This is a genomic window from Streptosporangium sp. LJ11 (assembly GCF_051918945.1).
GTDB lineage: Bacteria > Actinomycetota > Actinomycetes > Streptosporangiales > Streptosporangiaceae > Streptosporangium.
In genome coordinates this window covers 64,929-89,915 of sequence record NZ_JBPXMB010000013.1, presented here as the reverse complement: position 1 = coordinate 89,915, position 24,987 = coordinate 64,929, and the positions used below count along the sequence as shown (strand labels likewise).

The following is a 24,987-nucleotide window of genomic DNA, read 5'->3' as shown; positions in this document are numbered from 1 at the left end:
AACGTTAAGGGCCTGCTTTAGGGCCGGGCGGGGGGCTGGCCGTAGGCTGGTCCCCTGTCCCAACAGGTGATCGACTGGGAGGTGGCGTCCCGTGTTGCAGGACTCGTTCGGTCGCGTTGCGACTGATCTGCGGGTGTCCCTCACCGATCGCTGCAACCTGCGCTGCTCCTACTGCATGCCACCCGAGGGCCTCGAATGGTTGCCGAAGCCCGAGCTGCTGACCGCCGACGAGATCGTCCGGCTGGTCACCATCGGGGTGGAGCGGCTCGGCATCACCGAGGTCCGCTACACCGGCGGCGAGCCCCTGCTCCGCCGCGAGCTCATCGACATCGTGACCCGCACCACCGCGCTCGACCCCGTCCCGCAGGTCTCGCTGACCACCAACGGGATCGGGCTGAGCCGGATGGCGGACGCCCTGGCCGCCGCCGGTCTGCACCGGGTCAACGTCTCCCTCGACACCCTCGATCGCGAGACCTTCAAGAGGCTCGCCCACCGCGACCGCCTGGCCGACGTCCTGGCCGGGCTGGAGGCGGCCGACGCCGCCGGGCTGCGCCCGGTCAAGGTCAACACGGTGCTGATGCGCGGGATCAACGACCACGAGGCCGTGCCGCTGCTCCGCTACTGCCTGGAGCGGGGCTACGAGCTCCGGTTCATCGAGCAGATGCCACTGGACGCCCAGCACGGCTGGCGCCGGGAGAACATGATCACGGCTGACGAGATCCTCGCCATGCTCAAGGCCGACTTCGACCTGGTCGACGCCGACTCGGCGGAGCGCGGCAGCGCCCCGGCGGAGCTGTTCCTCGTCGAGGGCGGCCCGGCCAGGGTGGGGGTCATCGGCTCGGTCACCCGGCCGTTCTGCGGCGCGTGCGACCGGGTACGGCTCACCGCCGACGGTCAGATCCGCAACTGCCTGTTCGCCACCGACGAGTCCGACCTGAGGGCCGCGATGCGCGCGGGCGCCGGGGACGACGAGATCGCCGAGCGCTGGCGATCCGCGGTCCGGATCAAGAAGGCCGGTCACGGCATCGACGACCCGACCTTCCTGCAGCCGTCCCGCCCGATGTCCGCCATCGGCGGCTGACGTCCCCGCCCGGAGACCCGGAGGTGTCCGATGACCGCCCGCCACGACGCCTGCATCCTGGCCGGCGGTCTCGCGCGAAGGCTCGGCGGGCGGGACAAGCCCGGCCTGCACGTCTCCGGCCGCCCGCTGGTCGAGTCGGTGGCCGCCGCCGTGCCCGGCGCGGCACGGCTGATCGTCGTCGGGCCGCCCCGCCCCGGGCTGCCGCGCGCGATCTTCCGGCGTGAGGACCCGCCGGGAGGCGGCCCCGTCCCGGCGCTTCGGGCGGGCCTGGCCGAGGTGACCGCGCCGTGGGTGGCGCTGCTCGCCGCCGATCTCCCGTTCCTGACCGCCGAGCACGTGAACGCGCTGCTGGACGCCGCCGGGGCGGGGGACGGGCAGGACACGGCGCCGTACGCGGGAACGGGGCCCTCTCCGGGCGGGGCCGGGACGCGCGCCGGAGAGGCGGGCGGGCCCCGGGCAGGGGCGGTGCTCCTCGACGACGGCGGGCGCGAGCAGTGGCTCGCCGGAGTGTGGCACGCGCGGAGCCTGGCGCGGGCGCTCGCCCGCTACGAGGGGCGGTCGCTGCACGGGCTGCTCGCCCCGCTCGCCCCGGTCACGCTTCGTCTCACCGGGCAGCCGTGGTTCGATTGCGACACCATGGACGATCTACAACGGGCCCGGACGGTGGAGCCGGGCTCCGACGGCGGAGGCGTGGGTTCCGGCGAGGGCCGCGAGAGCGGTGACGGCGCGGGACGGGCGCGACCGCGGACAAGGAGCGAGATGTGAACGTGCTGACGGAGTGGACCGCGCTGGTCTGCCGGGAGCTGGGCATCGATCCCGCGGTGATGGACCGCGACGAGGTGCTGGACCTGACCAAGGAGGTCGCGCACGGGGTGGCCAGGCCGGCCGCGCCGCTGACGGCCTATCTGCTCGGCCTGGCACAGGGGGCGGGCACGGCGCCGCCGGACGCCGTGGAAAGGCTGACCACGCTGGCGCGCAACTGGGAACAGGCGACGACCGAGACGCTGGGCGACAAATAATGCCAAAAGCCGAGGTGCTTTAATGTAAAAGTCTGAGAAAAGGGCGACGCCGGGTGGTTACGGGGGCAAACCACCCGGCGTCGCTTCATCGGCGTTCCGACGGGGGCCCGGAACGCCGGCAACAGTGCCCCGACGGGGGACCAGGGCACTTGGCTAAAGCGTACACCTACTACCCTTGGGGTGCGTCAAGACTTAGTCACGACCCGATCTCGCGTCGGTGGCGTGGAATCTCGCTTTGTCCGGAATCTTCCATGTCAGGGACATGCGGAACCCCGCGCGGTGGCGCGTTGGCCCCGATCACGGCAACGTATGGCAAAAAGATCGCTCCGGCGAAGAGTAGCAGCCGCACGGGCATCGGAGCGGGCACCGTGAAGGCGAGGACCAGGCAGATCAGCCGGATCCCCATCTTGATGAAGTAGCTCTTCTCGCGCTTGCCGATGTCGGCGCTCAGGGAGGGCTGGGCGTCCGTCACCTGATGAACCACCGGGCGCCTGCGCCATCCCTTCACGATTCCCAATCTAGGCCTCATATCGGCTGGGTGCGAACGGTCATGTAATCGTGGCTTTCCGGGAAGAAGCAGGGGATGACAGATCGAACGTATCGGGTGACCGAGATAGTCGGCACTTCGGGGGAGAGCGTCGAGGCCGCCGTCCGCAACGGGGTCCGCCGCGCCTCCCAGACCCTGCGCCATCTCGACTGGTTCGAGGTGACCGAGATCAGAGGGCACATCGAGGAGGGGGAGATCGGCCACTTCCAGGTCGGCATGAAGATCGGATTCCGCCTGGAGGACGACTGAGCCTGTACGACGGGTGTCCGGTGCCGCAGACTACGGGGATGAAGGAGACCCGGGGTCCGAGGGCGGGAAGGCCGCCCGGCGCGGCGGCGGGGGCGGTGGCACGGGCCGCGCTGGCCGCGGCGGTGATCCTCCCGGCCGGCTGCGCCACCCCCGCGGGCGGCGCGCCCCCGGTGCCCGCCACAGTGCCCGCCGCCACCGGGGCCGTCTCGCGAACCACGCCCACCACCGTTCCCACGGCCACCGCGCCGCGGGCCACGCCCGCCACGCCCGCCACCACCGCCACCGACACCGCCGACGCCGGGTCGCGAGCCGGAACGCGGGAGGAACCGCTGCTGCGCCAGAGCGCCGCCGACGTCGCGCGGACGACAGGCAGTCTCCGCAAGATCGACGACCTGCCGCTGTACGAGATGACCTACCACGGGTCGTACGACCTCGAGGCGCCCCTGGGGGAGGAGGAACTGGCGGGGCGCGCCGACGGCTGGGCCTGCTCCCTGTTCGCCCTCGGCGGCGACCGGCCGCTGTTCGGCCGCAACTTCGACTGGGATCCCAACCCGGCGCTGATCGTGCACGCCGACCCGCCCGACGGCTACGCCTCGGTCTCCGTCGTCGACCTGTTCCACCTGATCGGAGGCTCCGCGCCGCCGGACCTGTCCGCCGCGCCCGACCGCCGCAGGATGGCCCACGCGGTGCTCGCCCCCTACGACGGGGTCAACGAGAAGGGCCTGGCGATCGGCATGGCCACGTCGCCCGAGGGCGGGCTGCCCGCCCGCTCTCCCGACCGCCCCGACATCACCAGCGTGCGCGTCATCCGGATGATGCTCGACAAGGCGGCGACCGTGGACGAGGCGTTGGCGATCATGCGCCGCTACGACGTCGACTTCACGATCGGGCCGCAGATCCACTACCTCATCGCCGACGCGGCGGGCGGGTCGGCCGTCGTGGAGTACGCCGGGGGCAGGCTCAACGTCATCGACGACCGCATGCTCACCAACTTCGGCATGACCGGCACGTCCGCCGCCCAGCGCCGGGCCGACCACCGCTACCGCACGCTCGCCGAGGGGCTGCCCGCCACCCGGGACTGGCGCGACGCGATGGGCCTGCTCCGGCGGGTCGCCCAGCCGCACACCCGCTGGTCGGTCGTCTACGACCTCACCGACGCCACCGCCCGCGTGGTGGCGGGCCAGCGCTGGGAGACGGTGCACACCATCCCGCTCGTCCAGCGCTGAACGGCCCGTATCGGCGAGGGCCTAGCTGGCCTGGCTCACCGTCGACATGTTGAAGTCGGGCACCCGGATCGGGGGCATGATCGCGCGGTTGAAGTAGTCGCTCCACTCGCGCGGCAGGGTCTGCTCGGAGGCGCCGATCTCGGTGAGGCGGCGCAACAGGTCCACCGGGCTCTCGTTGAAGCGGAAGTTGTTCACCTCGCCCACGACCTCGCCGTTCTCCACCAGGTAGACGCCGTCGCGGGTCAGCCCGGTCAGCAGCAGCGTCTGCGGGTCGACCTCGCGGATGTACCACAGGCAGGTGAGCAGCAGGCCGCGCTCGGTGGAGGCGATCATCTCCTCCAGCGACCGCCCGCCCTCGGGCCCCCGCATGATCAGGTTGTCGACGGCCGGGGTCACCGGCAGGCCGGTCAGCTCGGCCGAGTGCCGGGTCTGCAGCAGGTTGGCCAGCCTGCCGCCGGAGATCCAGTCGGTGGGCTCCAGCGGCAGCCCGTTGTCGAACACCGAGTTCTCCCGGCCGGAGGCGTGCGCCACCACGAACGGCGGGCACTCGACGCCCGGCGCCGAGGGGTCGCCGTACAGGCGGACCGGCAGCTCGGACAGGACGTCGCCGACGCGGGTGCCGCCACCGGGCCTGGAGAAGACCGTGCGCCCCTCCAGGGCGTCGCGCGCTCCGGCCGTCCAGTACAGGTACGTCATCAGGTCGGCCACGGCCGTCGGCGGCAGCAGCGTCTCGTACCGGCCCGCGGGCAGCTCGACGCGGTTCCTCGCCCACTCCAGGCGCCGGGCCAGCGAGGCGTCCAGGGCCGCCACGTCGACGTCGGAGAAGTCGCGGGTGGACACGCCGGTCCACGCCGAGCGCCTCATGTCGGGCGACTTGGCGTTCAGCTCCAGGCGGCCGGTGGGCTGGGTGTGCCGCAGCCGGGTGCCGGTCGAGGTGCCCACGAAGGTCGTCGTGACGATGTGCTCGGCGAACCCGTACAGCCTGCGCCCGCCGGCCTCGGCCGTGGCGAAGGTCTCGCCCAGGGCGGGGGCGAAGGCGCCGAACACCCCGATCGAGGTCGTCTCCGCGGGGGCGTCCCAGTCGTCCGAGCGGCTGCCCTCCAGCAGCGGCCGGGCGTCCTCGGACGGTCGCGCGTCCTCGGCGGCGTGGTCGGCGGCGGCCACGACGTCGTCGAGCTGGCCGGGGCGGACCGCCGCCCGCGACACCACGCCCACACCGCGGCCCACGATGGAGATCACGGTCAGCTGCGCGGAACGGGACACGCCGTTGGTGGTGAGGGTGTTGCCCGCGAAGCGCAGGTTGGCGCTCGAGGTCTCGTCCACGATCACGACGTTGTCGTCGGCCGTGGAGAGTTCGAGAACCCTCTCGATCATTTCCTGGGGGGTCATCCCGTTCCTCTCCCGCCGGACCTCCTGGCCGGCGCCTTCTCCCACCCGTTCGCCGTGCGTGCTCAACTGCCACTCTCCTGGACGGTGTTGAGGATGCGCACGCCGTGGAAGAGCGCCGACGGGCAGCCGTGGCTGACCGGCGCGACCTGGCCCGGCTGCCCCTTGCCGCAGTTGAACGCCCCGCCCAGCACGTACGTCTGCGGCCCGCCGACCGCCGCCATCGACCGCCAGAAGTCGGTCGTCGTGGCCTGGTAGGCGACGTCGCGCAGCTGCCCGGTGAGCCTGCCGTTCTCGATCAGATAGAACCGCTCACCGGTGAACTGGAAGTTGTACCTCTGCATGTCGATGGACCAGCTCTTGTCGCCGACCACGTAGATGCCCCGGTCGACGCCGGAGATCAGCTCCTCGGTGGTGGGGCCGTCGGGCGCCGGGCGCAGCGACACGTTGGCCATCCGCTGGATCGGGGTGTGGCCGGGGGAGTCGGCGAAGGCGCAGCCGTTGGAGGCGCCCAGGCCCTTCAGCAGCGCCATCCGCCGGTCGAGCTGGTAGCCGACCAGGACGCCGTCGGAGACGATGTCGAACTCCCTGGTCGCCACCCCCTCGTCGTCGTAGCCGATCGTGGACAGGCCGTGCTCGACGGTGCGGTCACCGGTCACGTTCATCGCCTGCGAGCCGTACACCAGCTTGCCCAGCTGGTCGAAGGTGGCGAAACTCGTCCCGGCGTACGCCGCCTCGTAGCCGAGGGCACGGTCGAGCTCGGTGGCGTGCCCGATCGACTCGTGGATCGTCAGCCACAGGTTCGACGGGTCGACCACCAGGTCGTACAGCCCCGCCTCGACGGAGGGGGCCCGGAGCTTCTCCTCCAGCAGCTCGGGGATGCGCGCCAGCTCCTTGGGGAAGTCCCAGCCGGTGCCGGTGAGGTATTCGTACCCCCGGCCGACGGGCGGGGCGAGCGTCCGCATCGAGTCGAAGCGGCCGTCCAGCACCCTCGTCGCGTTCAGCCGGGGATGGACGCGCACCCGCTGCTGCGTGGTGGTGGTCCCGGCCGTGTCGGCGTAGAACTTCTGCTCCTTGACCTGCATCAGCGACGCCTGGACGTGGTCCACCCCGGGATCCCTCAGCAGGTCGCCCGACCAGTCGGCGAGCAGCGCCGCCTTGTCGCGCATCGGCACCTCGAACGGGTCGACCTCGTAGGAGGAGATCCAGGTGACGTCGGAGTGCACCGCCTCGGGGGCCAGCTCGACGGGCTCGCGGTTGACCGCCGCGGAGACGACCGCCACCTCCACCGCCTGCTCGGCGACCCTGACGGCCGCCTCGGGGGTGAGCTCGATGCCCGCGGCGAAGCCCCAGGTGCCGTCCTTGACGACCCGTACGGCGTAACCGAGGGTGTCGGCGTCGATGGAACCTTCCAGCGCGGCGTCGGAGAGGCGCAGGGTCTCCCCGCGGATGCGCTCCAGCCGGAAGTCGGCGTGCTCGGCGCCCAGGTCCCGGGCGCGCTGCAGGGCCGCGTCCGCCAGCCGGCGCAGAGGCAGGGCGAGGAAGTCGGAGTCGATCTGGCGCATGTCAACGATCCTAGCCCTGTGATCTTGTCCCTCCCGGACAAGGTGGTTACCCCCCGGTAGCCGATACCGTCTGACCATGGCTCGATCTGTTCTCGTAACCGGCGGCAATCGCGGCATCGGCCTCGCGATCGCCCGCGAACTCGCTCAGGCAGGCGACGACGTCGCCGTCACCTACCGTTCCGGCCAGCCCCCAGAGGGCCTGTTCGGCGTGCGCTGCGACGTCACCAGCACGGCCGACGTGGACGCCGCCTTCGCGAAGGTCGAGGCCGAGTTCGGCCCGGTCGAGGTGCTCGTCGCCAACGCCGGCATCACCAGGGACACGCTGCTGCCGATGATGAAGGAGGAGACCTTCACCGACGTCATCGACGCCAACCTGACCGGCGCCTACCGGGTCGCCAAGCGCGCCACCCGCGGCATGCTGCGCCTCAAGCGCGGGCGCATCGTGCTGATCTCCTCGGTGGTCGCCATGCTCGGCTCGGCCGGGCAGAGCAACTACGCCGCCTCCAAGGCCGGGATGATCGGCTTCGCCCGGTCGGCCGCCAGGGAGCTGGGCTCGCGCAACATCACCGTCAACGTGGTCGCCCCCGGCTTCGTGGAGACCGACATGACGGCCGAGCTGGACGAGGTCTACCAGGAGCAGATCCGGAAGAGCATCCCGCTGGGCCGGTACGCCGCCCCGGAGGAGATCGCGCGCGTGGTCAGGTTCCTGGCCGGCGAGGACGCCGCCTACATCACGGGGGCCGTCATCCCCGTCGACGGCGGCCTGGGAATGGGGCACTGACATGGGAATTCTCGAAGGCAAGCGGCTCCTCGTCACCGGGGTGCTCACCGACGCCTCCATCGCCTTCTCGGTGGCCAAGCTGGCCCAGGAGGAGGGCGCGCAGATCGTGCTCACCGGATTCGGCCGGCTCAGCCTGGTCGAGCGCATCGCCAAGCGCCTGCCGGAGCCGCCCCCCGTGCTGGAGCTCGACGTCACCAACACCGAGCACCTCGACTCCCTGGCCGACCGGGTCGGCGAGCACCTCGGCGGCCTGGACGGGGTGGTGCACGCCATCGGCTTCGCGCCGCAGACCGCCCTGGGCGGCAACTTCCTGAACACCTCCTGGGAGGACGTGGCGACCGCGGTCCAGGTCTCCACGTACTCGTTCAAGTCGCTCGCGGTGGCCGCGCTCCCGCTCATGAAGGAGGGCGGCGCGATCGTCGGCCTCGACTTCGACGCCACGAAGGCCTGGCCGGTGTACGACTGGATGGGCGTGGCCAAGGCCGGCCTGGAGTCCTGCTCCCGCTACCTGGCCCGCGATCTCGGCAAGCAGGGCATCCGGGTCAACCTCGTCGCCGCGGGCCCGATCAGGACCATGGCCGCCAGGAGCATCCCCGGCTTCGTCGAGTTCGAGGAGAGCTGGCCCGCCAAGGCCCCGATCGGCTGGGACATCAACGACCCGATCCCGGCGGCCAAGGCGTGTGTCGCCCTGCTGTCCGACTGGTTCCCCGCCACGACCGGCGAGATCGTCCACGTCGACGGCGGCGTCCACGCCATCGGAGCCTGAGCCGTTCCCGGCCCGGCGGGCGGTGATCGGCCGGGCCGGTGTCGTGCCGAGGCGGCGAGGCCGCGGCGGCCGTGAAGAGGCCGGACCGGGGACCGCGGGCCGGGGCGGTGCGGTCAGGCCACCCGGTGGTGTCCCGGCGGAGCCGGCTCGAACGGTATCGACTCTCTGACCCTCCGCCTGCTGTACAGCAGGCGGACCGCGAGGATGGCCGAGACGAGCACCGTCGTGGTGAGCACGGTGCTCGCCGTGTCGGACGACCGGCTGGGGGTCACCGGGTGCCCGTCCGGCATCTGCCGCTGGAGCTTCTCCATCAGCGGGGCGGGCCACAGCAACTCCACCCGGGGCGCCTCGGCGTCGACCACGGGCGACGGCCTGGGGGCCGCCGGCTCGCCCACCTCGGTCGTGAGCGTCCTGGTGTCCGGGAGCGGCGTCCGGGGGAACGGCGGCCGGTCGGTCGGCACCGGAACCGGACTCTTTCTGGCCGGGGCGGCGTCCTGGTCCCGCGAGGGGCTCGCCGAGGGGGTCGCCGACGGGCTGGGGCTCGGGGACGCCCTGGCCCAGGGCGTCTCGGAGGTCCCGGGCTCCTGTGACTCCTCGAGGAGGGGGGCCACCGGCGAGTCGGCGCACTTGGCGGAGGCCGCGGCCCCGCAGGCGTCGGCGGGGGCCTGGGTCCGGGGCGCCTGCGTGCCACCGGAGGACCTCTCCTCCTCCTTCACGGTGGACGGCCGCCTGCCCGACGAGGTCCTGGTGGGCGAGGGGGCCGGTGCCGGGCTCTCCGTCTCGGCGGGCGTCTCGGCGTTGTTCTCCCTGCCGTTCTCGGGGTTGTTCTCGGCGTTGCCGCGGGTGGCGTCACCGCCGGAGGGCGCCGATGAGGGGGCGGGCGGGGAGATGCCCTCCGTGAGGCCGTCCACGACGCCGTCCACGGCCTGGCAGACCCGGCCCGTCACCGTGCCCAGCAGCCCTTCGTGATCGCAGTCGTCCAGCCACGCGACGGCACTCGCCCGGGCGGCGCTCACGGGCACGACGGCGACCGCCGGGATCCCACCCCCCAGCGCCAGCGCCAGAACGCCTGCCGCCATCGCAGTTCGCACTCGTCTCCTTCGCCCCGGCCGGACGCCGGCCATGAATCTCGCCGACGTCCAGGTGTCCCCCTGCCACCTGTTTGACAGTTTTGTAGGGAGGCCCGTTTTTTCCACGGAAAGTCGTCATTCGGTATCGACTAGTGATACGCGAGACGAATTCTCGTTCGGTTTCTCGTTCGTTCTCCTGTGACACCGTCCCTTTTCCCGGGAGGCCGTCCTTCCCGGGAGGCCGTCCTTCCCGGGAGGCCGTCCGCACCGGAGCCTCTCCGGTGCCGCGCCTCAGTCCGCGGACACGTCGTCGAGCGCCTCCCTGATCTCCACGGGCAGCGCCAGGTCCTCGGCCTGGAGCACCCCGGACAGCTGCGCGTGGGTGCGGGCGCCGACGATGGCGGAGGCCACCCCCGGCTGGTCGCGTACCCATGACAGGGCCACCGACAGCGGTGAGACGCCCAGCCCCTCGGCGGCGGTCGTCACCGACTCCACGACCCGGCGGCACCGCTCGTCGAGGTAGGGGGTGACGAAGTCGGCGAAGTGCGGGGTCGCGGCCCGGGAGTCCGCGGGGATGCCCGTCCGGTACTTCCCGGTGAGGACCCCGCGCCCGAGCGGCGACCAGGCGAGCACTCCCGCGCCGACGTGCTCGGCGGCCGGGATCAACTCGCGCTCGGCCTCCCTGGCCAGGAGCGAGTACTCGACCTGGGCCGCGACGATCGGCACCCTGCCGGGGACCGCCCGCTGCCCCACGGCCGCGGTCGCCAGCTGCCAGCCCGCGTAGTCGCACACCCCGGCGTACGCGGCCCGCCCCGAGGACACGATGGCGTCCACGGCGGCCAGGGTCTCCTCCAGCGGGACGTCGGGGTCGAAGGCGTGCAACTGCCACAGGTCGACCTCGTTGACGCCCAGGCGGGTCAGGGAGGCGTCGATCGCGGCGACCAGGTGTTTCCTGGAGGCGTCGCGGGGCCTGCGCCCGGCAGGGGTGAGCACGGCCTTGGTGGACAGCACCAGCTCCGAACGCGGTACGGAGTCGCGCAGCAGCCGCCCGAGCAGCCGTTCGGCGTCGCCGCCGGTGTAGACGTCGGCGGTGTCGATGAGCGTGCCGCCGGCCTCGGCGAACGTGCGGAGCTGCGCCGCGGCCTCCTCGGCGCCGGTGTCACGTCCCCATGTCATCGTCCCCAGTCCCAGGCGGGACACCGACAAGCCGCTCCGGCCCACATAGCGCTGCTCCATGATCCGGCCAGGTTACCGCCCGGCCACTTAAAAGTAGTGGAGTGAAGGCTGCAAGACTTGCCCGCGTGACGACCTTGTTGCTGGCCAGACACGGCCTTACCCACCTCACCGGTCCGGTCCTCGCCGGCTGGACCCCGGATGTGCACCTCAGTGACGCGGGACGGGCCCAGGCGGAGGCGCTCGCCGCGCGGCTGACCACCCTGGAGCTCGACGCGATCGTCTCCAGCCCGCTGGAACGCTGCCAGGAGACCGCGCAGGCGGTCGCCGCTGGGCGGCGGGAGGCGGAGGTGCTGACCGACGAGCGCTTCGGCGAGTGCCGCTACGGCGACTGGACGGGCCGCCCGATCGCCGAGCTCGCCAAGGACCCTCTCTGGCCGGTCGTGCAGGCCCACCCGAGCGCGGTGACGTTCCCCGGGGGAGAATCCCTGTCCGCCGTGCAGCACCGCGCCGTGACGGCCGTCAGGGAGTGGAACGAGCGCCTGGGCCCGAAGGCGGTCTATCTCGTCTGCAGCCACGGAGATGTGATCAAGGCCATCGTGGCCGACGCCATGGGACTCCACCTGGACCAGTTCCAGCGGATAACGGCTGATCCGGCGTCGCTCACCGCCATTCGCTACACCCCCTTGCGTCCCTTCGTGCTCAGGCTCAACGACCTGGGCGGAGATGTGGCCGGATTGCGCCTCGGGGAGGGTTCGGAGGGCGAGGACGGGGGAGAAAATCCCACCGGGAGCGATGCCGCAGTCGGCGGCGGATCCGGAACCACGTAAGGTCGGGCTATGCCGGTCTTCGACTACGATCCACCCGAGAGGTTCGTGGCCGGTGCCGTGGGGCAACCGGGATCACGAACCTTCTTCCTGCAGGCGCGGGGCCAGGGCAGGCTGACCACCGTGGCCCTGGAGAAGTTCCAGGTCGCGGCGCTGGCCGACCGCCTCGACGAGCTGCTCGACGAGGTGTTGCGACGCGGTGAGGGCAACGTTCCCGTGCCCGCCGTCGCCCCGGCCGCGCTGGCGGACAACGCCCCCCTCGACATGCCGATCAGCGAGGACTTCCGCGTCGGCGTCATGGCCCTGGCCTGGGACCCCGAGGCCGCGCAGGTGGTCATCGAGGCCAAGGAGGCCGTCGCCGAGGACGAGGAGTTCGAGCCGTCCCCGCTCGTCGAGCCCACGGTGCTGCGGGTGCACATCAGTGCCGGCGCCGCGAGGGCCTTCACCAAGCGGGCCATGGCGCTCGTCGCGGCCGGCCGCCCGCCCTGCCCGCTCTGCGCCCAGCCTCTCGATCCCGAGGGGCATATTTGTGTGCGGCTCAACGGTTACCGGGGTAATAGCGCTTCATCTGCTGGAGGAGGCGAATGAGTGCTGAGAGCGAGCCGACGCTGAGTGCGGCGCCGGCCGCGGGGCTGGACGACGAGACCGCGACGCGTCTGCTCCGTGACGGCCAACTGGACGTGGCGGGCCGCCTGGTCGAGGCGACCAACATGACGCTCTACTGCTCGGTCCGGCTCGGCGGGCTCGCGGCGGCCTGCGTGTACAAGCCGGTACGGGGCGAACGCCCCCTCTGGGACTTCCCCGACGGCACCCTGGCGGCCCGCGAGGTCGCCGCCTACGAGGTCTCCGCGGCGACCGGCTGGCGGATCGTGCCGCCCACCGTCTACCGCGACGGCCCCTTCGGCCCGGGAATGTGCCAGCTGTGGATCGACACCGACCCCGAGACCGACCTGATGGTGCTGATCCGCAGCCGCCAGCCCTCGCTGCGGCGGATGGCCGTCTTCGACGCCATCGTCAACAACGCCGACCGCAAGGGCGGTCACCTGCTGCCGCTCGCCGACGGCCACGTCTACGGCGTCGACCACGGGGTCTCCTTCTCGGCCGAGGACAAGCTCCGCACCGTGCTGTGGCAGTGGCGCGGCAAGCCACTGTCCCGCGAGGCCATGAACGTCCTGACCCGCCTCGAGACCGACCTGGAGCAGGGCCGCCTCGGCCGCCGCCTCCGCGAGCTCCTCACCCTCCACGAGGTCGAGGCCACCTGGTCGCGGGTCCGCAGGCTGCTCGACACCGGCCTGCACCCCCTTCCCTCCAAGGACTGGCCCGCCATCCCCTGGCCGCCGATCTGAGGCCCTCGCGCGGTGGTCTCCCGCCCCGGGCGCCGGGCGTCCCGCGGGGAGCGGGACCGGCGAGCCGGGGGCGTCCTCGCCGTGGCTTCCGTGGCTTCCGTGACTTCGGCTGACCTCGTTCGACCTCGGTCTTCCTCCCGATGGAGGGCCCCGGTCCGCGCACGCCCCTCGCGGGGGCGTAGCCTCCGGGCATGTGCACGGTTGTCGTCAGCATCGATCCGAGCGCCGAGATCCCCCTGATCGTGGTCGGGGTGCGCGACGAGTTCACCGACCGCCCCTGGGTTCCCCCGGCCCGGCACTGGCCGGAGAGCCGGCCCGGCCTGATCGGCGGGCGTGACCTCCGGGGAGGCGGCACCTGGCTGGCCGTCGACCCCGAGGCCAGGCGGGTCGGAGCCCTCCTCAACGGCCTCGGCGTGCTCGCCCCCGAGGAGGCCCGCCGCTCGCGGGGCGACCTGCCGCTCCTGGCGGCGGCCGGAGGCGGGCCCGTGGAGGGCGACCTCGGGCACTACGACCCCTTCCACCTGCTGCGGGCCGATCCCGCCGGGGCCCGCCTGTGGCACTGGGACGGGATCACCCTGGAGCGGGACGACCTTCCCCCGGGAACCCACATGATCGTCAACAGCGGCTGGGAGCGCGGTGCGGAGAACGAGCGGGTGGCGTTCTTCCGCCCCCTGTTCGCCAAGGCGGGCCGCCCCTCGGAGCTGGAGGGCCCCTGGGAGGAGTGGCGGGAGCTCGCCACCGGGGCGGGGATTCCCTCCGAGGACCCCCGCACGATGATCGTCCGTCACGAGCTGCCCGACGGGCGGACCTTCGGCTCCGGCTCCGTCACCCTGCTGGCCCTGGCGCCCGGCGGCGTCCGCTACGACTTCACCGCCGACCCTCGCGATCCGGGCGCCTTCCGCGAGGTCCGCCCGGAATGATCCGGCCGGCCACCGGAGTTGAGGTGAGTGCCCGTACATCCACCACCCCGAGCCGATCGGGGTGGTCTAACCGCTGGATAGGCTTCATTTTATGAGATCGTGGTCTGAGCCGAAGGTTCCTCGGCTTCCCGGTGCCGGTGTCCCGCTGCGGCTGTTCGACACCGCCGCGCGAGAGGTCGGCCCCACCAGGCCGGGCCGCACGGCGCGGATGTACGTCTGCGGCATCACACCCTACGACGCCACCCATCTGGGCCACGCCAACACCTATCTCGCCTTCGACCTGGTCAACCGGGCCTGGCGCGACGCCGGTCACGAGGTGCACTTCACCCAGAACGCCACGGACGTCGACGACCCCCTGCTGGAACGTGCCGGGCAGACCGGCGTCGACTGGCGCGACCTGGCCGAGCGTGAGATCGAGCTGTTCCGGACCGACATGGAGGCGCTGCGCATCCTGCCGCCGCGCGACTACGTCGCCGTGACCGAGGCGATCGACCAGGTCGCCGACCTGATCGTGTCGCTGCGCGACAAGGGCGCCACCTACGTCCTCGACGGCGACGTCTACTTCGACGTGGCCGCGGCCCCCAAGTTCGGGGCCGTCTCCGGTTACTCGGAGGAGCGCATGCTCGCCCTGTTCGGCGAGCGCGGGGGAGATCCGGACCGGCCGGGCAAGAAGCACCCGCTCGACTGGCTGCTCTGGCGCGCGGAGCGCCCGGGGGAGCCGTCCTGGCCCTCGCCGTTCGGCCAGGGCCGGCCCGGCTGGCACATCGAGTGCACCGCGATCGCCCTGGCGAGCCTGTCCAGCGGTTTCGACGTCGCCGGCGGGGGCTCTGACCTGATCTTCCCCCACCACGAGTGCGGCGCCCACGAGGGCCACGTGGCGTGCGGGGAGTGGCCCTTCGCGAAGGCCTACGTGCACGCGGGCATGGTCGCCCTGGACGGCGAGAAGATGTCCAAGTCGAAGGGCAACCTGGTCTTCGTCTCCCGCCTGCGCAAGGAGACCGACCCGATGGCCATCCGGCTCGCCCTGCTGGCGCACCACTACCGCTCCGACTGGGAGTGGACCTCCGGGCAGCTGGGCTCGGCGGAGGTACGGCTGGCGCGCTGGCGTTCGGCGGCGGGGCTGCAGACCGGCCCCGACGCCGGTGTCGTGCTCGAAAGGGTGCGCGCCCGGATGGCCGACGACCTGGACGCCCCGGGCGCCCTCGCGGTCGTCGACGACTGGGCCGAGCGAGCCCTGTCCGAGGGGGGCAGCGACCCGGACGCGCCGGTCCTCGTCAGGGAGACCGTGGACGCGCTGCTCGGGGTCGCGCTCTAGGGTCCCGGGTTCCGGGCGGTGCCGCCCCCGGGGGCGCGGCGCCGCCCGGAACCCGGGGGCACGGCGGCGTTCCCGGGGGCACGGCGGCGCGGGAAACGGCCCTGAGAGACGACTGAGCCCGCACCGCTTGCGCGGTGCGGGCTCAGCCTGAAGCCTTTGAGGTCAAACCAGGTCAGATGACCTGAACCTGGTCGGCCTGCGGGCCCTTCTGGCCCTGCGTGGTGACGAAGCTGACACGCTGGTTCTCCTCCAGGCTGCGGTAGCCGCCGGAGTTGATAGCCGAGTAGTGCACGAAGACATCGGCGGTGCCGTCATCCGGTGCGATGAATCCGAAGCCCTTTTCGGCGTTGAACCACTTAACGGTGCCCTCAGACAAAACTACTTCTCCTCATTGGGAGCCTCACCGAACCACCAGGTCGGCGGCACGGGGCTGCGTTGCGGACCCTACCATGCACCCGCGGAAACCATCCGGAGAAACTGTGTAACGTCCGCTGTCGGCGGACTTCTCATAAGCACTTGAGATGATAAGGCTAAGCTGAGAACTACGACTGCAACCAGACGATGGTATCCGATGCCTCCGCGATGCGCAAGTCACGAGATCGAGGCGAGGAATCGCTCGCGCTCCTCCTCGGGGAGGTGGTCGACGAAGAGGATGCCGTCGAGGTGGTCGGCCTCGTGTTGCAGGACGCGGGCGAGCACGCCCAGGGCGCGGACGGTGGCGGGCTTGCCGAACATGTCGCGACCACGGGCGGTGACCATGTAGGAGCGTTCCAGCGGCCACCAGCGGCCGGGCGCGGACAGGCATGCCTCGTCGGCCACGATCTTCCGTTCGGACAGCTCCAGGCGCGGGTTGACCAGGTGACCGGACTTGCCGTCCAGCTCGTAGACGACGACCCTCAGGGGGACGCCGATCTGCGGCGCGGCCAGTCCCGCGCGGCCCCTCCCGGCCCGCATCGTGGCCTGGAGCGATTTGACCAGGACGCGCAGCGCGCGGTCGAAGGTGGTCACCGGCTCGGACACCGTGCGAAGCACGGGATCGGTGAACGGTCGGATCGGCTGGACGGCCACGCGCACTCCCCGAAGCGAACGAATGGGCACCGGAGACGATTCCCATTGTCGCGCTGACTCAACCGTTACCCCCTCACCCCTCGTGTTTCCGGAATGTTGCCGCTGTGCGACGTGTGCATTGCGTATTTCCATGGTTAGTCACACGTAACCGGCGCACCATCACAGATAGTAAATGTGCGTAATGCCGCCCTCTTAGATTTCGGGATCGAAGCCCGCCCGAAACCGCAGGAGGAAAGATGGCCAAGCCCTGGATCAGCGACTGGCGGCCCGACGACCCCGACTTCTGGCAGGGACACGGCAGGAAGGTGGCCCGCAGGAACCTGATCTTCTCCATCTTCGCCGAGCACCTCGGATTCACGCTGTGGACCGTGTGGAGCATCGTGACCGTGCAGCTCGGCTCCTACGATTTCTCCACCGACCAGCTCTTCTGGATCGTCGCCCTGCCCAACCTGATCGGCTCGGCGCTGCGCATCCCGTACACCTTCGCCCCGGCCAGATTCGGCGGCCGGAACTTCACCGTGGTCAGCGCCCTGCTCCTGCTCGTGCCCGCGGTGCTGCTGGCCATCGCGGTCGGCAACCCGGCCACCCCCTACTGGGTCTTCCTGGTCATCGCGGCCACGGCGGGCCTGGGCGGCGGCAACTTCGCCTCCAGCATGGCCAACATCACCTACTTCTACCCCCAGGACAGGCAGGGGTCGGCGCTCGGGCTCAACGCGGCGGGCGGCAACATCGGGGTCAGCTCCGTACAGCTCGTCATGCCCCTGGTGATCGGGGCGTTCGGCCTGGCCGCCGCCGGGCTGTTCTGGATCCCGTTCATCCTGGCCGCCGCGATCGGCGCCTACTTCTTCATGGACAACCTGACCTCCGCCAAGGCCAGTCCCGCCGACCAGCTGAAGGTCGCCGGCCGGGCCCAGACCTGGATCATGTCCGTCCTGTACATCGGCACCTTCGGCTCCTTCATCGGCTACTCCACCGCGTTCCCGCTGCTCATCAAGAGCCAGTTCCCCGAGCAGGCCTCCCTGGTGGCGCTGGCCTTCATCGGCCCGCTGCTCGGCTCGCTGATCCGCCCGGTCGGGGGCTGGCTGTCGGACCGGCTCGGCGGGGCGCGGGTGACGCTCGTCAACTTCGCCGCGATGGCGGGCGCGGCGGCGCTGGTCTGGCAGGGCCTGTCCCAGCACGCCTTCGCGCTGTTCTTCTGCGCCTACATGCTCCTGGTCGCCACCACCGGCATCGGCAACGGCTCCACCTACCGGATGATTCCGGCGATCTTCCGGGCGAAGGCCGTGGCGGGCGTCGCCCCCGGTACGGACGCCCACGAGGCCGCCGTGGCCGTCGGGAAGCGGGACGCCTCCGCCGCGATCGGGATCATCTCCGCGATCGGCGCCTTCGGCGGGTTCTTCATCAACCGTGGATTCGGTAGCTCCATCGCCGCGACCGGGGGAGCGGGCGCAGCGCTGGCCTCCTTCGCCGCCTTCTACCTGGTGTGCGCGGCCATCACCTGGGCCTGCTACCTGCGGACCGCGGGATCCGTGCCGAGCCTGGCGGCGGCGCGCGTGTGATCCCGGCGTATCGGGCGCCCGTTCGGCTCACATCCGGCACCGTCCCGGCCGACGGACAACTCACATCCGCCTCATCGTGAATGTGAACGCGGTTAGCGGCTTGTAGCACATCGGTAACAGGGGAGACCTCAGGGTGAAACCGCCTGAAAGCACCATCGGATCCATGCCGGTCTCACTTCCCCCCCAGACACCTGTGAAGGCTGGGGCGGAGCGGACGAGAGGGGAAAAGCGACCCATGTCACGGCTCGTCGTGGTAGGACACGGACCGACATCGCATCGGCTGGTCGAGGCGCTGGTCGCCAAGGGCTTCGCGGGAAGGATCACGGTGCTGGGGGAGGAGCCCCGGCCGGCGTACGACCGGGTGGCGCTCACCTCCTACCTGGCGGGCAGGAGCGTCGAGGACCTCACCTATCCGACGCCGGACGGGGTCGTGCTGCGGCTGTCGTCCAGGGTCGTGGAGATCGACAGGCGGGCGCGCGAGGTCGTCACCGCCGACGGCCACCGCGAGCCGTACGACGTGCTGGTGCTGGCCACCGGCTCCAGCCCGTTCGTGCCGCCGGTGCCGGGCAGGGAGCTGGACGGCTGCTTCGTCTACCGCACGATCGACGACCTCGACGCGATCAGGGCGGCCGCCTCGGACGCCACGAGCGGCGTCGTGATCGGCGGCGGGCTGCTGGGGCTGGAGGCCGCCGACGCGCTGCGAGGCCTGGGGCTGGCGACCCACGTCGTGGAGATGGGCGGCTGGCTCATGCCCCGGCAGGTCGACGAGGGCGGCGGCGCCGTCCTGCGCGGCCACGTGGAGGCGCTCGGCCTGAACGTGCACACCGAGGCGGGGGCCAAGGAGATCGTCGCGGGCCCGGACGGGCGGGTGGCGGGCCTGGTCAAGCCGGACGGCGAGACCGTCGAGGCACAGATCGTGGTCTTCTCCGCGGGCGTCAGGCCCCGCGACGAGCTGGCCAGGCAGGCCGGTCTCGAGGTCGGCGGGCGCGGCGGGATCGCCGTGGACGACGGGATGCGCACCAGCGACCCGGCGATCTACGCGATCGGCGAGTGCGCCCTGCACGAGGGCATGGTCTACGGGCTGGTGGGGCCGTGCTTCACGATGGCCGAGGTCGCCGCCGACCGCATCCTCGGCGGCGAGGCGGTCTTCACCCGCGCCGACCTGTCGACCAAGCTCAAGCTGCTCGGCGTGGAGGTCGCCCAGTTCGGCGCGATGGAGGGCGCGCTGGACGTGACCTTCATGGACCCGGTGGGCGGGGTCTACCAGAAGCTGTTCGTCAGTGACGACGCCCGCACCCTGCTCGGCGGGATCTGCGTCGGCGACGCCACCCCGTACAACACCCTCAAGCCCTTCGTCGGCCGCGACCTGCCGGGTTCGCCGAGCGAGCTGTTGTTCACCGGCGGGCCGGCGAGCACGGACCTCCCCGACGACGCGCAGGTCTGCTCCTGCAACAACGTCACCAAGGGCCAGGTGTGCGCGGCCATCGCCGAGCACGGCCTCACCGACGTCCCCGGCATCAAGGCGTGCACCCGCGCGGGCACCACCTGCGGCAGCTGCGTCCCGACGCTCAAGCAGATCCTCGTCTCCTCGGGCGTCGAGGTCTCCAAGGCCCTGTGCGAGCACTTCGCGCAGAGCAGGGCGGAGCTGTTCGACATCGTCCGGGTGCGCGGCCTCACCACGTTCTCGCAGATCATCGCCGAGCACGGCACCGGGCGCGGCTGCGACGTGTGCAAGCCCGTCGTCGCCTCGATCCTCGCCTCGCTCGGCAACGGCCACATCCTCGACGGCGAGCAGGCCGCCCTGCAGGACACCAACGACCACTTCCTGGCCAACATCCAGCGCAACGGCACCTACTCGGTGGTGCCGCGCATCCCCGGCGGGGAGATCACTCCGGACAAGCTCATCGTGATCGGAGAGGTGGCCCGCGACTTCGGCCTCTACACCAAGATCACCGGCGGGCAGCGGATCGACCTGTTCGGGGCCCGGGTGGAGCAGCTCCCGCTGATCTGGAAGCGGCTGGTGGACGCGGGCTTCGAGTCCGGGCAGGCGTACGGCAAGGCGTTGCGCACGGTGAAGTCCTGCGTGGGCTCGACCTGGTGCCGGTACGGGGTGCAGGACGCCGTCGGCCTGGCCATCGCGCTGGAGCTGCGCTACCGGGGCCTGCGCTCGCCGCACAAGCTGAAGTCGGCCGTCTCCGGCTGCGCCCGCGAGTGCGCCGAGGCCCGCGGCAAGGACTTCGGCGTCATCGCCACCGAGCAGGGCTGGAACCTCTACGTGGGAGGCAACGGCGGCTTCACCCCGCGCCACGCCGACCTGTTCGCCTCCGACCTGAGCACCGAGGAGCTGGTCCGCGTCATCGACCGGTTCCTGATGTTCTACGTCCGTACCGCCGACCGCCTGCAGCGCACCTCCGCCTGGCTGGAGGCCCAGGGCCTGGCCTACGTCAAGGAGGTCGTGCTGGACGACTCCCTGGGGATCTGCGCCGACCTGGAGGCCCAGATGGAGCGGCACGTGGCCGGTTACACCGACGAGTGGCGGGCCGCGATCGAGGACCCGGAGAAGCTGCGGCGCTTCGTCTCCTTCGTCAACGCCCCAGGGACCCCGGACCCGTCGATCGCCTTCGAGCCCGAGCGCGACCAGGTGAAACCGGTCCTGATCCCGCTGGAGGTGGTCCGTTCCTGATCCGGCCCGATCCGTGTCCCGCGCCGGCCGTGCCGGAGCGCCACCGTCGTACCCCGAGGACCTGAGAACCCGAAGAGAGGAGGCCTTCACCGATGACCGCGCTGAGAGAAGACCTGGAGCTGAGAGAAGACCTGGAGACGATCGCCTGGACAGCGGTCTGTTCCTACGCCGATCTGCTGCCCGAGCGCGGAGCGTGCGCGCTCGTCGACGGCAGGCAGATCGCGCTGTTCCGCGCCTTCGACGGTTCCCTGTTCGCGATCGGCAACCGCGATCCGTTCAGCGGCGCCCACGTCATGTCCCGGGGGATCGTGGGAACCAGGGCGGGCGAGCCCGTGGTGGCCTCCCCGATGCACAAGCAGGTGTTCTCCCTCGCGACGGGGGTGTGCCTGGACGATCCCGCGGTGGCCGTGCCGACCTACCCGATCCGCCTCACCGGCGGAACGGTGGAGGTGGGCCCCGGGTGAGCACGGGTGGGCACGGGGTGGGGCCGCGGGCGGCCGGACACCCCGGATACCGAGGAAACATCGAGCGAGGAGTGGTGAACGACAGATGAGCATCGCCGTTCTGGACGGGCCCACCGGCTCTCCCGAGACCGCGCCCGACGCGCTGGCCGGGTTCACGATCGGGGTAACCGCCACCCGGCGGCGCGAGGAGTTCTGCGCGCTGCTGGAACGCAGGGGCGCCAGGGTGGTGAGCGCCCCGGCGATCCGGCTGGTGCCCCTGACGGAGGACGCCGACCTGCTGGCCGCGACCCGCGCCAGCCTGGCCGCCCCGATCGACGACGTGGTGGTCACCACCGGCGTCGGTTTTCGCGGCTGGATGGCGGCGGCCGAGGGCTGGGGACTCTCCGGCGACCTCGCCGAGCACCTGACCGCCGCCCGGCTGCTGACCCGCGGGCCCAAGGCGCGCGGCGCGGTCAGGGCGGCGGGCCTGACCGACCACTGGACCCCGCCCACGGAGTCGTGCGAGGAGGTCAAGCAGCACCTGCTCGCCCAGGACCTGCGCGGGCGCCGCATCGCCGTGCAGCTGCACGGGGAGCCGCTGACCGGTTTCGTGGCCGCGCTGCGCGAGGCGGGCGCGGAGGTCATCGAGGTGCCGGTCTACCGGTGGCTGCCCTACCGCGACGTGTCGCCGCTGCGGCGCCTGGTCAGCCAGGCGATCTCCGGCGGCGTGGACGCGGTCGCCTTCACCAGCGCCCCGGCCGTGCTGGCCATGCTCAACTCCGCCCGCGCGGAAGGTCTGGAGGACGCGCTGGTCTCGGCCTTCGCCGGGCCGGTCGTCGCCGCCTGCGTGGGACCGGTCACCGCCGCACCGCTGGAGGCGCGCGGGGTGCCCACCGTGCAGCCCGAGCGCTCCCGCCTGGGCACGCTGGCCCGTACCCTCGCCAGGCACCTGCCCGAGCACAGCGTCACCCGCCTGGTCGCGGGCGGCCACCGGCTGGAGATCCGCGGCCACGCCGTCGCGGTGGACGGCGAGCTGAAGCCGCTGCCACCGGCGCCGATGGCGGTCCTCAAGCGCCTGGCCGACAAGCCGGGACACGTGGTGGCCCGCTCCGACCTGCGGACCGTGCTCCCCGGCGGCCCGTCGCGCGACTCGGCCGAGCACGCGGTCGAGATGGCCATCACCCGCCTGCGCCGTGCCCTCGGTCCCGCGGGGATCGTCGAGACGGTCGTCAAGCGCGGCTACCGCCTGGCCTGCGACCGGGGCGAAGGCCTGTGACGACCCTGGTCCTGGCCGGGCACGGGACGCGCAGCGCGAGGGGCGAGGAGACCCTGGCCGGACTGCGGGACCTGGTGCGCGGGGGCCGCCGGGGGACGCGGGTGGAGCAGGCGTTCCTGGAGATCAGCTCGCCGCTGCTGGCCGACGTGCTGCCCGGCCTGCCCGGCCCCGTCGTGGTGGTCCCGCTGCTGCTGGCGGGCGGCTACCACGTCCACATCGACCTGCCCTCCGTGATCGCCGCGGCCAGGCCGGACGCCGTGCTGGCGGCCCCGCTGGGACCGCACCCGCTGCTCACCGCCGTCCTGGCCAGGCGGCTTTCCGCCGCGGGGCTGAGGGGCGCCGACTCGGTGGTCCTGGGAGCGGCGGGCTCGTCCGATCCGGCCGCGCTGGCCGACGTGCGGGCGGCGGCCCGGCTGCTGTCGGTCAGGCTCTCCCGCCCGGTCACCGCGGCCTTCGCCGCGACGGGCACCCCGTCGGTCGCCGAGGCTCTGGAGCGGCTGCGCTCGGGACCCGCGCCGCGGATCGCACTGGCCTCCTATCTCCTGGCCCCCGGTTTCTTCCAGGACCGTCTGGAGACGTCCGGCGCCGACCTGGTCGCAGCCCCCCTGGGGGTGGACGCCGACCTGGCCGCGCTGGTGTGGGCCCGGTTCGACCAGGCGCGCCTGGCGTCGACGGCCACGGCCGGCGGCCAGGCCCGTCCGGGACCGGTGGCGGCCGGACTCGACCGGGGCGTCCGGCCTCCGAGCGTCCGGACCCCGGCGTGGCCCGCCCGGCACCGTTGATCGCGGGGGGCGATCAGGCCGGCCGGGGCTCCAGCCTCAGCTCCCGGACGATCTCCTCGGCGACCTCGTCCCGCGACGGCAGGAAGTCGTCGGCGCCGAGAAGCGTCTCGTAGTAGGCGTGGCGGAAGCACCCGGCGAGCAGCAGCCGGGCGCTGGCGACCGGGACGACCCCGGGAGAGACGCGCCCCGCCCGCTGCTCGGCCGCCAGGTACGCGGTGAGCGGCACGATCTCCGACATCGGCCCGATGTCGCTGTCGCGCATCGCCTCGCGGAAGCGGACGGTGACCGAGGGGGAGGTGAAGGCGGGCAGCGCCGCCGCCTGGACCTCGCAGTAGTAGTCGATGCCCGCTCGCGCGATGGGCAGCAGGTTCTCGCTCACCCGGCCCTTGCCGACCAGGTACATCAGGTCGTCGAGGATGCGCCGCCAGACCGGGAGCCGGTCCTGCAGCAGGGCCAGGAACATGTCGACGGCGTGTCCGGACGCGGTGCCCCGCGAACGCGGGTGCGCGGCGTCGTCGGCCTCCTCGCGCTTCATGAACGCGGCCAGCTCGAGGACGCGGCGCCGCGCCTCCTGCGCGTTCCGGTGCGGGTCGACGGTCTGCTGATACGAATCGATCTGGTACGGGTCGATCTGGTACGGGTCGATATAGGGAGTCGCCATGGTCGCCCTAACGTGCGCAGTCACATGGACAGATGGTCGTAACGGTGATGCGTCGTTCACCGGCGTCCACGGGGCCGTGTGCTTCCTGGGTTCTTCCTGGCCGTGGAGTCGCCGACGTCCGGTTTTCCGCTCGGCGCGCCCCCGGAGAGGCGGGGCGTGCCCGATCAGTGCCTGTCGACCCGGGCCCGACCCCAGGCTCAACCTGGTTTCAACCTAGGCGAAAAAGAGCGTCCGGTGGTAACCGCACGCCGTGAGTTCAGCCGTCGGAGTCACGGTCGCGCCGGCGCAGATAGCGCTCGAACTCGGCGGCGATGGCGTCGCCGCTCGCCTCGGGCAGCTCCGCGGCGTCCTTGCGCTCCTCGAGCTCCTTGACGTACTCGGCGACCTCGCTGTCCTGGGAGGCCAGCTCGTCGACGCCGTGCTCCCAGGCCCGGGACTCCTCGGCCAGCTCGCCCAGCGGCATCGGGATGTCGAGCAGGTCCTCCATCCGGCTGAGCAGCGCCATGGTGGCCTTCGGGTTGGGCGGCTGGGCCACGTAGTGCGGCACCGAGGCCCACAGCGACACGGCGTGCAGCCCGGCGGCGCCCAGGGAGTGCTGCAGGACGCCGACGATGCCGGTCGGCCCCTCGTAGCGGCTCAGCTCCAGGTTGATCGCCCTGGCCAGGCCCTCGTCGGTCGCCGACCCCACGATCGGCACCGGGCGGGTGTGCGGCGAGTCGTTGAGCAGCGCGCCGAGCAGGACCGCCAGCTCGACGCCCAGCTCGCGGCAGACCAGCACGATCTCCTCGCAGAACGCGCGCCAGCGCATGTTTGGCTCGATGCCGCGCAGCAGCACCACGTCGCGGTCGACGCCCGGGGGCCTGGCCACCGACAGCTTGGTGGTCGGCCAGGTGATGGACCGCGTCAGCCCCTCGCCCATCTCGACGATCGGGCGGGTCACCTGGAAGTCGTAGTATTCCTCCGGGTCCAGGGAGACCAGCGGGGTCGCCTTCCACTCGTCCTCGAGGTGCGCGATCACTCCGCTCGAGGCCTCACCCGCGTCGTTCCACCCCTCGAACGCGGCGATCATCACCGGGTCGACGAGCTCGGGCAGGCCTTCGATCTCGATCACGCGCCCCCTCCTTCTCACCTCTCGTCCTATCCGGCTAAGCCTATGCGGTGAGGGGGCCTTCACGTCACCTTCCCGACATGGTGCGAGCGATCAGGACGTCGCGACCTCCGCGCCGCCACACGCCGGGCGGCAC

General features: G+C 71.8%; 26 protein-coding genes. 17 read left to right on the top strand and 9 right to left on the bottom strand.

What is annotated here, in order from left to right; all coding sequences use genetic code 11:
* Positions 1-91: 91 nt before the first annotated feature.
* From moaA to ACTOQ3_RS20315, 3 genes are read left to right on the top strand one after another with little or no spacing between them, the layout of a single operon-like run.
* Entirely contained in the window at positions 92-1,081 is a 990-nt protein-coding gene (gene moaA, locus ACTOQ3_RS20325; protein WP_440084932.1) for a GTP 3',8-cyclase MoaA, read from the top strand.
* Positions 1,082-1,111: 30 nt separating this feature from the next.
* A complete protein-coding gene (gene mobA / locus ACTOQ3_RS20320; RefSeq protein ID WP_440084931.1) occupies positions 1,112-1,846 on the top strand; it encodes a molybdenum cofactor guanylyltransferase in 735 nt (244 codons plus the stop codon).
* Complete coding sequence (locus ACTOQ3_RS20315) at positions 1,843-2,100, top strand: DUF6457 domain-containing protein (RefSeq protein ID WP_440084930.1); 258 nt, start codon at positions 1,843-1,845, stop codon at positions 2,098-2,100. Before mobA ends, ACTOQ3_RS20315 begins: the two co-directional genes overlap by 4 nt.
* A 196-nt stretch (positions 2,101-2,296) precedes the next feature.
* Here the strand turns inward: ACTOQ3_RS20315 and ACTOQ3_RS20310 are convergent, their stop codons facing one another.
* Entirely contained in the window at positions 2,297-2,608 is a 312-nt protein-coding gene (locus tag ACTOQ3_RS20310; RefSeq protein ID WP_440084929.1) for a DUF3099 domain-containing protein, read from the bottom strand.
* A 75-nt stretch (positions 2,609-2,683) separates the two neighbouring features.
* On the opposite strand from ACTOQ3_RS20310, the gene ACTOQ3_RS20305 reads away from it, so the two are divergent.
* Together ACTOQ3_RS20305 and ACTOQ3_RS20300 are read left to right on the top strand one after the other, a co-directional pair.
* A complete protein-coding gene (locus ACTOQ3_RS20305; RefSeq protein WP_440066106.1) occupies positions 2,684-2,896 on the top strand; it encodes a dodecin in 213 nt (70 codons plus the stop codon).
* A gap of 38 nt (positions 2,897-2,934) precedes the next feature.
* Entirely contained in the window at positions 2,935-4,122 is a 1,188-nt protein-coding gene (locus ACTOQ3_RS20300) for a carcinine hydrolase/isopenicillin-N N-acyltransferase family protein (protein ID WP_440084928.1), read from the top strand.
* 21 nt (positions 4,123-4,143) lie between these two features.
* Here ACTOQ3_RS20300 and ACTOQ3_RS20295 read toward each other — a convergent pair whose 3' ends face one another.
* Together ACTOQ3_RS20295 and ACTOQ3_RS20290 are read right to left on the bottom strand one after the other, a co-directional pair.
* On the bottom strand, positions 4,144-5,511 hold the full coding sequence (locus tag ACTOQ3_RS20295; RefSeq protein ID WP_440084927.1) for a metallopeptidase TldD-related protein: 1,368 nt from the start codon (positions 5,509-5,511) through the stop codon (positions 4,144-4,146).
* 62 nt (positions 5,512-5,573) lie between these two features.
* Positions 5,574-7,073, bottom strand: a complete 1,500-nt coding sequence (locus ACTOQ3_RS20290) for a TldD/PmbA family protein (protein WP_440084926.1) — start codon at positions 7,071-7,073, stop codon at positions 5,574-5,576.
* Between the two features lie 76 nt (positions 7,074-7,149).
* Between ACTOQ3_RS20290 and ACTOQ3_RS20285 the strand changes: the two genes are divergently transcribed.
* Complete coding sequence (locus ACTOQ3_RS20285) at positions 7,150-7,854, top strand: beta-ketoacyl-ACP reductase (protein WP_440084925.1); 705 nt, start codon at positions 7,150-7,152, stop codon at positions 7,852-7,854.
* A gap of 1 nt (position 7,855) precedes the next feature.
* Positions 7,856-8,620, top strand: coding sequence for an enoyl-ACP reductase FabI (gene fabI / locus ACTOQ3_RS20280; protein WP_440084924.1), 765 nt, complete (start codon positions 7,856-7,858; stop codon positions 8,618-8,620).
* 113 nt (positions 8,621-8,733) lie between these two features.
* Here the strand turns inward: fabI and ACTOQ3_RS20275 are convergent, their stop codons facing one another.
* A complete protein-coding gene (locus ACTOQ3_RS20275; protein WP_440084923.1) occupies positions 8,734-9,711 on the bottom strand; it encodes a hypothetical protein in 978 nt (325 codons plus the stop codon).
* Positions 9,712-9,981: 270 nt separating this feature from the next.
* A complete protein-coding gene (locus tag ACTOQ3_RS20270; protein ID WP_440066112.1) occupies positions 9,982-10,926 on the bottom strand; it encodes an aldo/keto reductase in 945 nt (314 codons plus the stop codon).
* A gap of 65 nt (positions 10,927-10,991) precedes the next feature.
* On the opposite strand from ACTOQ3_RS20270, the gene ACTOQ3_RS20265 reads away from it, so the two are divergent.
* The 5 genes from ACTOQ3_RS20265 to mshC all read left to right on the top strand — a co-directional run bounded on the left by ACTOQ3_RS20265 (position 10,992) and on the right by mshC (position 15,271).
* Positions 10,992-11,693: a histidine phosphatase family protein gene (locus tag ACTOQ3_RS20265; RefSeq protein WP_440084922.1), complete on the top strand. Its 702-nt coding sequence runs from the start codon at positions 10,992-10,994 to the stop codon at positions 11,691-11,693.
* Between the two features lie 9 nt (positions 11,694-11,702).
* Complete coding sequence (locus ACTOQ3_RS20260; protein WP_440084921.1) at positions 11,703-12,278, top strand: DUF3090 domain-containing protein; 576 nt, start codon at positions 11,703-11,705, stop codon at positions 12,276-12,278.
* Positions 12,275-13,036 carry an SCO1664 family protein gene (locus tag ACTOQ3_RS20255; protein WP_440084920.1) on the top strand — a complete coding sequence of 254 codons (762 nt, stop codon included), beginning with the start codon at positions 12,275-12,277 and terminating at the stop codon, positions 13,034-13,036. The genes ACTOQ3_RS20260 and ACTOQ3_RS20255 overlap by 4 nt, the downstream gene beginning before the upstream one ends.
* 191 nt (positions 13,037-13,227) lie before the next feature.
* A complete protein-coding gene (locus ACTOQ3_RS20250) occupies positions 13,228-13,956 on the top strand; it encodes an NRDE family protein (RefSeq protein ID WP_440084919.1) in 729 nt (242 codons plus the stop codon).
* A gap of 91 nt (positions 13,957-14,047) precedes the next feature.
* Positions 14,048-15,271 (top strand): cysteine--1-D-myo-inosityl 2-amino-2-deoxy-alpha-D-glucopyranoside ligase, encoded by a 1,224-nt coding sequence (gene mshC / locus ACTOQ3_RS20245; protein ID WP_440084918.1) that lies wholly within the window; start codon positions 14,048-14,050, stop codon positions 15,269-15,271.
* Positions 15,272-15,443: 172 nt separating this feature from the next.
* Here mshC and ACTOQ3_RS20240 read toward each other — a convergent pair whose 3' ends face one another.
* Together ACTOQ3_RS20240 and def are read right to left on the bottom strand one after the other, a co-directional pair.
* Positions 15,444-15,647, bottom strand: coding sequence for a cold-shock protein (locus tag ACTOQ3_RS20240; protein ID WP_344903117.1), 204 nt, complete (start codon positions 15,645-15,647; stop codon positions 15,444-15,446).
* A gap of 215 nt (positions 15,648-15,862) precedes the next feature.
* Positions 15,863-16,339 carry a peptide deformylase gene (gene def, locus ACTOQ3_RS20235; protein WP_440084917.1) on the bottom strand — a complete coding sequence of 159 codons (477 nt, stop codon included), beginning with the start codon at positions 16,337-16,339 and terminating at the stop codon, positions 15,863-15,865.
* Positions 16,340-16,575: 236 nt separating this feature from the next.
* Between def and ACTOQ3_RS20230 the strand changes: the two genes are divergently transcribed.
* From ACTOQ3_RS20230 to ACTOQ3_RS20210, 5 genes are all read left to right on the top strand, one after another.
* Positions 16,576-17,898, top strand: coding sequence for an MFS transporter (locus tag ACTOQ3_RS20230; protein ID WP_440084916.1), 1,323 nt, complete (start codon positions 16,576-16,578; stop codon positions 17,896-17,898).
* Between the two features lie 235 nt (positions 17,899-18,133).
* Positions 18,134-20,581 (top strand): nitrite reductase large subunit NirB, encoded by a 2,448-nt coding sequence (gene nirB / locus ACTOQ3_RS20225; RefSeq protein WP_440084915.1) that lies wholly within the window; start codon positions 18,134-18,136, stop codon positions 20,579-20,581.
* 92 nt (positions 20,582-20,673) lie between these two features.
* Positions 20,674-21,045, top strand: coding sequence for a nitrite reductase small subunit NirD (gene nirD, locus ACTOQ3_RS20220; RefSeq protein ID WP_440084914.1), 372 nt, complete (start codon positions 20,674-20,676; stop codon positions 21,043-21,045).
* Positions 21,046-21,130: 85 nt separating this feature from the next.
* Complete coding sequence (locus ACTOQ3_RS20215) at positions 21,131-22,300, top strand: uroporphyrinogen-III synthase (RefSeq protein ID WP_440084913.1); 1,170 nt, start codon at positions 21,131-21,133, stop codon at positions 22,298-22,300.
* The gene (locus ACTOQ3_RS20210) at positions 22,297-23,082 is read left to right on the top strand and encodes a sirohydrochlorin chelatase (RefSeq protein ID WP_440084912.1); all 786 of its coding nucleotides are present in this window, start codon (positions 22,297-22,299) and stop codon (positions 23,080-23,082) included. The genes ACTOQ3_RS20215 and ACTOQ3_RS20210 overlap by 4 nt, the downstream gene beginning before the upstream one ends.
* Positions 23,083-23,095: 13 nt before the next feature.
* Here the strand turns inward: ACTOQ3_RS20210 and ACTOQ3_RS20205 are convergent, their stop codons facing one another.
* Together ACTOQ3_RS20205 and ACTOQ3_RS20200 are read right to left on the bottom strand one after the other, a co-directional pair.
* A complete protein-coding gene (locus ACTOQ3_RS20205; RefSeq protein ID WP_440084911.1) occupies positions 23,096-23,743 on the bottom strand; it encodes a hypothetical protein in 648 nt (215 codons plus the stop codon).
* A 256-nt stretch (positions 23,744-23,999) separates the two neighbouring features.
* Positions 24,000-24,854, bottom strand: coding sequence for a PAC2 family protein (locus tag ACTOQ3_RS20200; protein ID WP_329079264.1), 855 nt, complete (start codon positions 24,852-24,854; stop codon positions 24,000-24,002).
* Positions 24,855-24,987 lie beyond the last annotated feature (133 nt).

What these genes read in the sequence shown, in the direction of transcription:
- mobA (WP_440084931.1), top strand. Translation starts at nt 1,112, where the DNA reads ATGACCGCCCGCCACGACGCCTGCATCCTGGCCGGCGGTCTCGCGCGA.
- ACTOQ3_RS20305 (WP_440066106.1), top strand. Translation starts at nt 2,684, where the DNA reads ATGACAGATCGAACGTATCGGGTGACCGAGATAGTCGGCACTTCGGGG.
- ACTOQ3_RS20300 (WP_440084928.1), top strand. Translation starts at nt 2,935, where the DNA reads ATGAAGGAGACCCGGGGTCCGAGGGCGGGAAGGCCGCCCGGCGCGGCG.
- ACTOQ3_RS20295 (WP_440084927.1), bottom strand. Translation starts at nt 5,511, where the DNA reads ATGACCCCCCAGGAAATGATCGAGAGGGTTCTCGAACTCTCCACGGCC.
- ACTOQ3_RS20290 (WP_440084926.1), bottom strand. Translation starts at nt 7,073, where the DNA reads ATGCGCCAGATCGACTCCGACTTCCTCGCCCTGCCTCTGCGCCGGCTG.
- ACTOQ3_RS20285 (WP_440084925.1), top strand. Translation starts at nt 7,150, where the DNA reads ATGGCTCGATCTGTTCTCGTAACCGGCGGCAATCGCGGCATCGGCCTC.
- fabI (WP_440084924.1), top strand. Translation starts at nt 7,856, where the DNA reads ATGGGAATTCTCGAAGGCAAGCGGCTCCTCGTCACCGGGGTGCTCACC.
- ACTOQ3_RS20270 (WP_440066112.1), bottom strand. Translation starts at nt 10,926, where the DNA reads ATGGAGCAGCGCTATGTGGGCCGGAGCGGCTTGTCGGTGTCCCGCCTG.
- ACTOQ3_RS20260 (WP_440084921.1), top strand. Translation starts at nt 11,703, where the DNA reads ATGCCGGTCTTCGACTACGATCCACCCGAGAGGTTCGTGGCCGGTGCC.
- ACTOQ3_RS20255 (WP_440084920.1), top strand. Translation starts at nt 12,275, where the DNA reads ATGAGTGCTGAGAGCGAGCCGACGCTGAGTGCGGCGCCGGCCGCGGGG.
- ACTOQ3_RS20250 (WP_440084919.1), top strand. Translation starts at nt 13,228, where the DNA reads ATGTGCACGGTTGTCGTCAGCATCGATCCGAGCGCCGAGATCCCCCTG.
- mshC (WP_440084918.1), top strand. Translation starts at nt 14,048, where the DNA reads ATGAGATCGTGGTCTGAGCCGAAGGTTCCTCGGCTTCCCGGTGCCGGT.
- ACTOQ3_RS20230 (WP_440084916.1), top strand. Translation starts at nt 16,576, where the DNA reads ATGGCCAAGCCCTGGATCAGCGACTGGCGGCCCGACGACCCCGACTTC.
- nirB (WP_440084915.1), top strand. Translation starts at nt 18,134, where the DNA reads ATGTCACGGCTCGTCGTGGTAGGACACGGACCGACATCGCATCGGCTG.
- nirD (WP_440084914.1), top strand. Translation starts at nt 20,674, where the DNA reads ATGACCGCGCTGAGAGAAGACCTGGAGCTGAGAGAAGACCTGGAGACG.
- ACTOQ3_RS20215 (WP_440084913.1), top strand. Translation starts at nt 21,131, where the DNA reads ATGAGCATCGCCGTTCTGGACGGGCCCACCGGCTCTCCCGAGACCGCG.
- ACTOQ3_RS20205 (WP_440084911.1), bottom strand. Translation starts at nt 23,743, where the DNA reads ATGGCGACTCCCTATATCGACCCGTACCAGATCGACCCGTACCAGATC.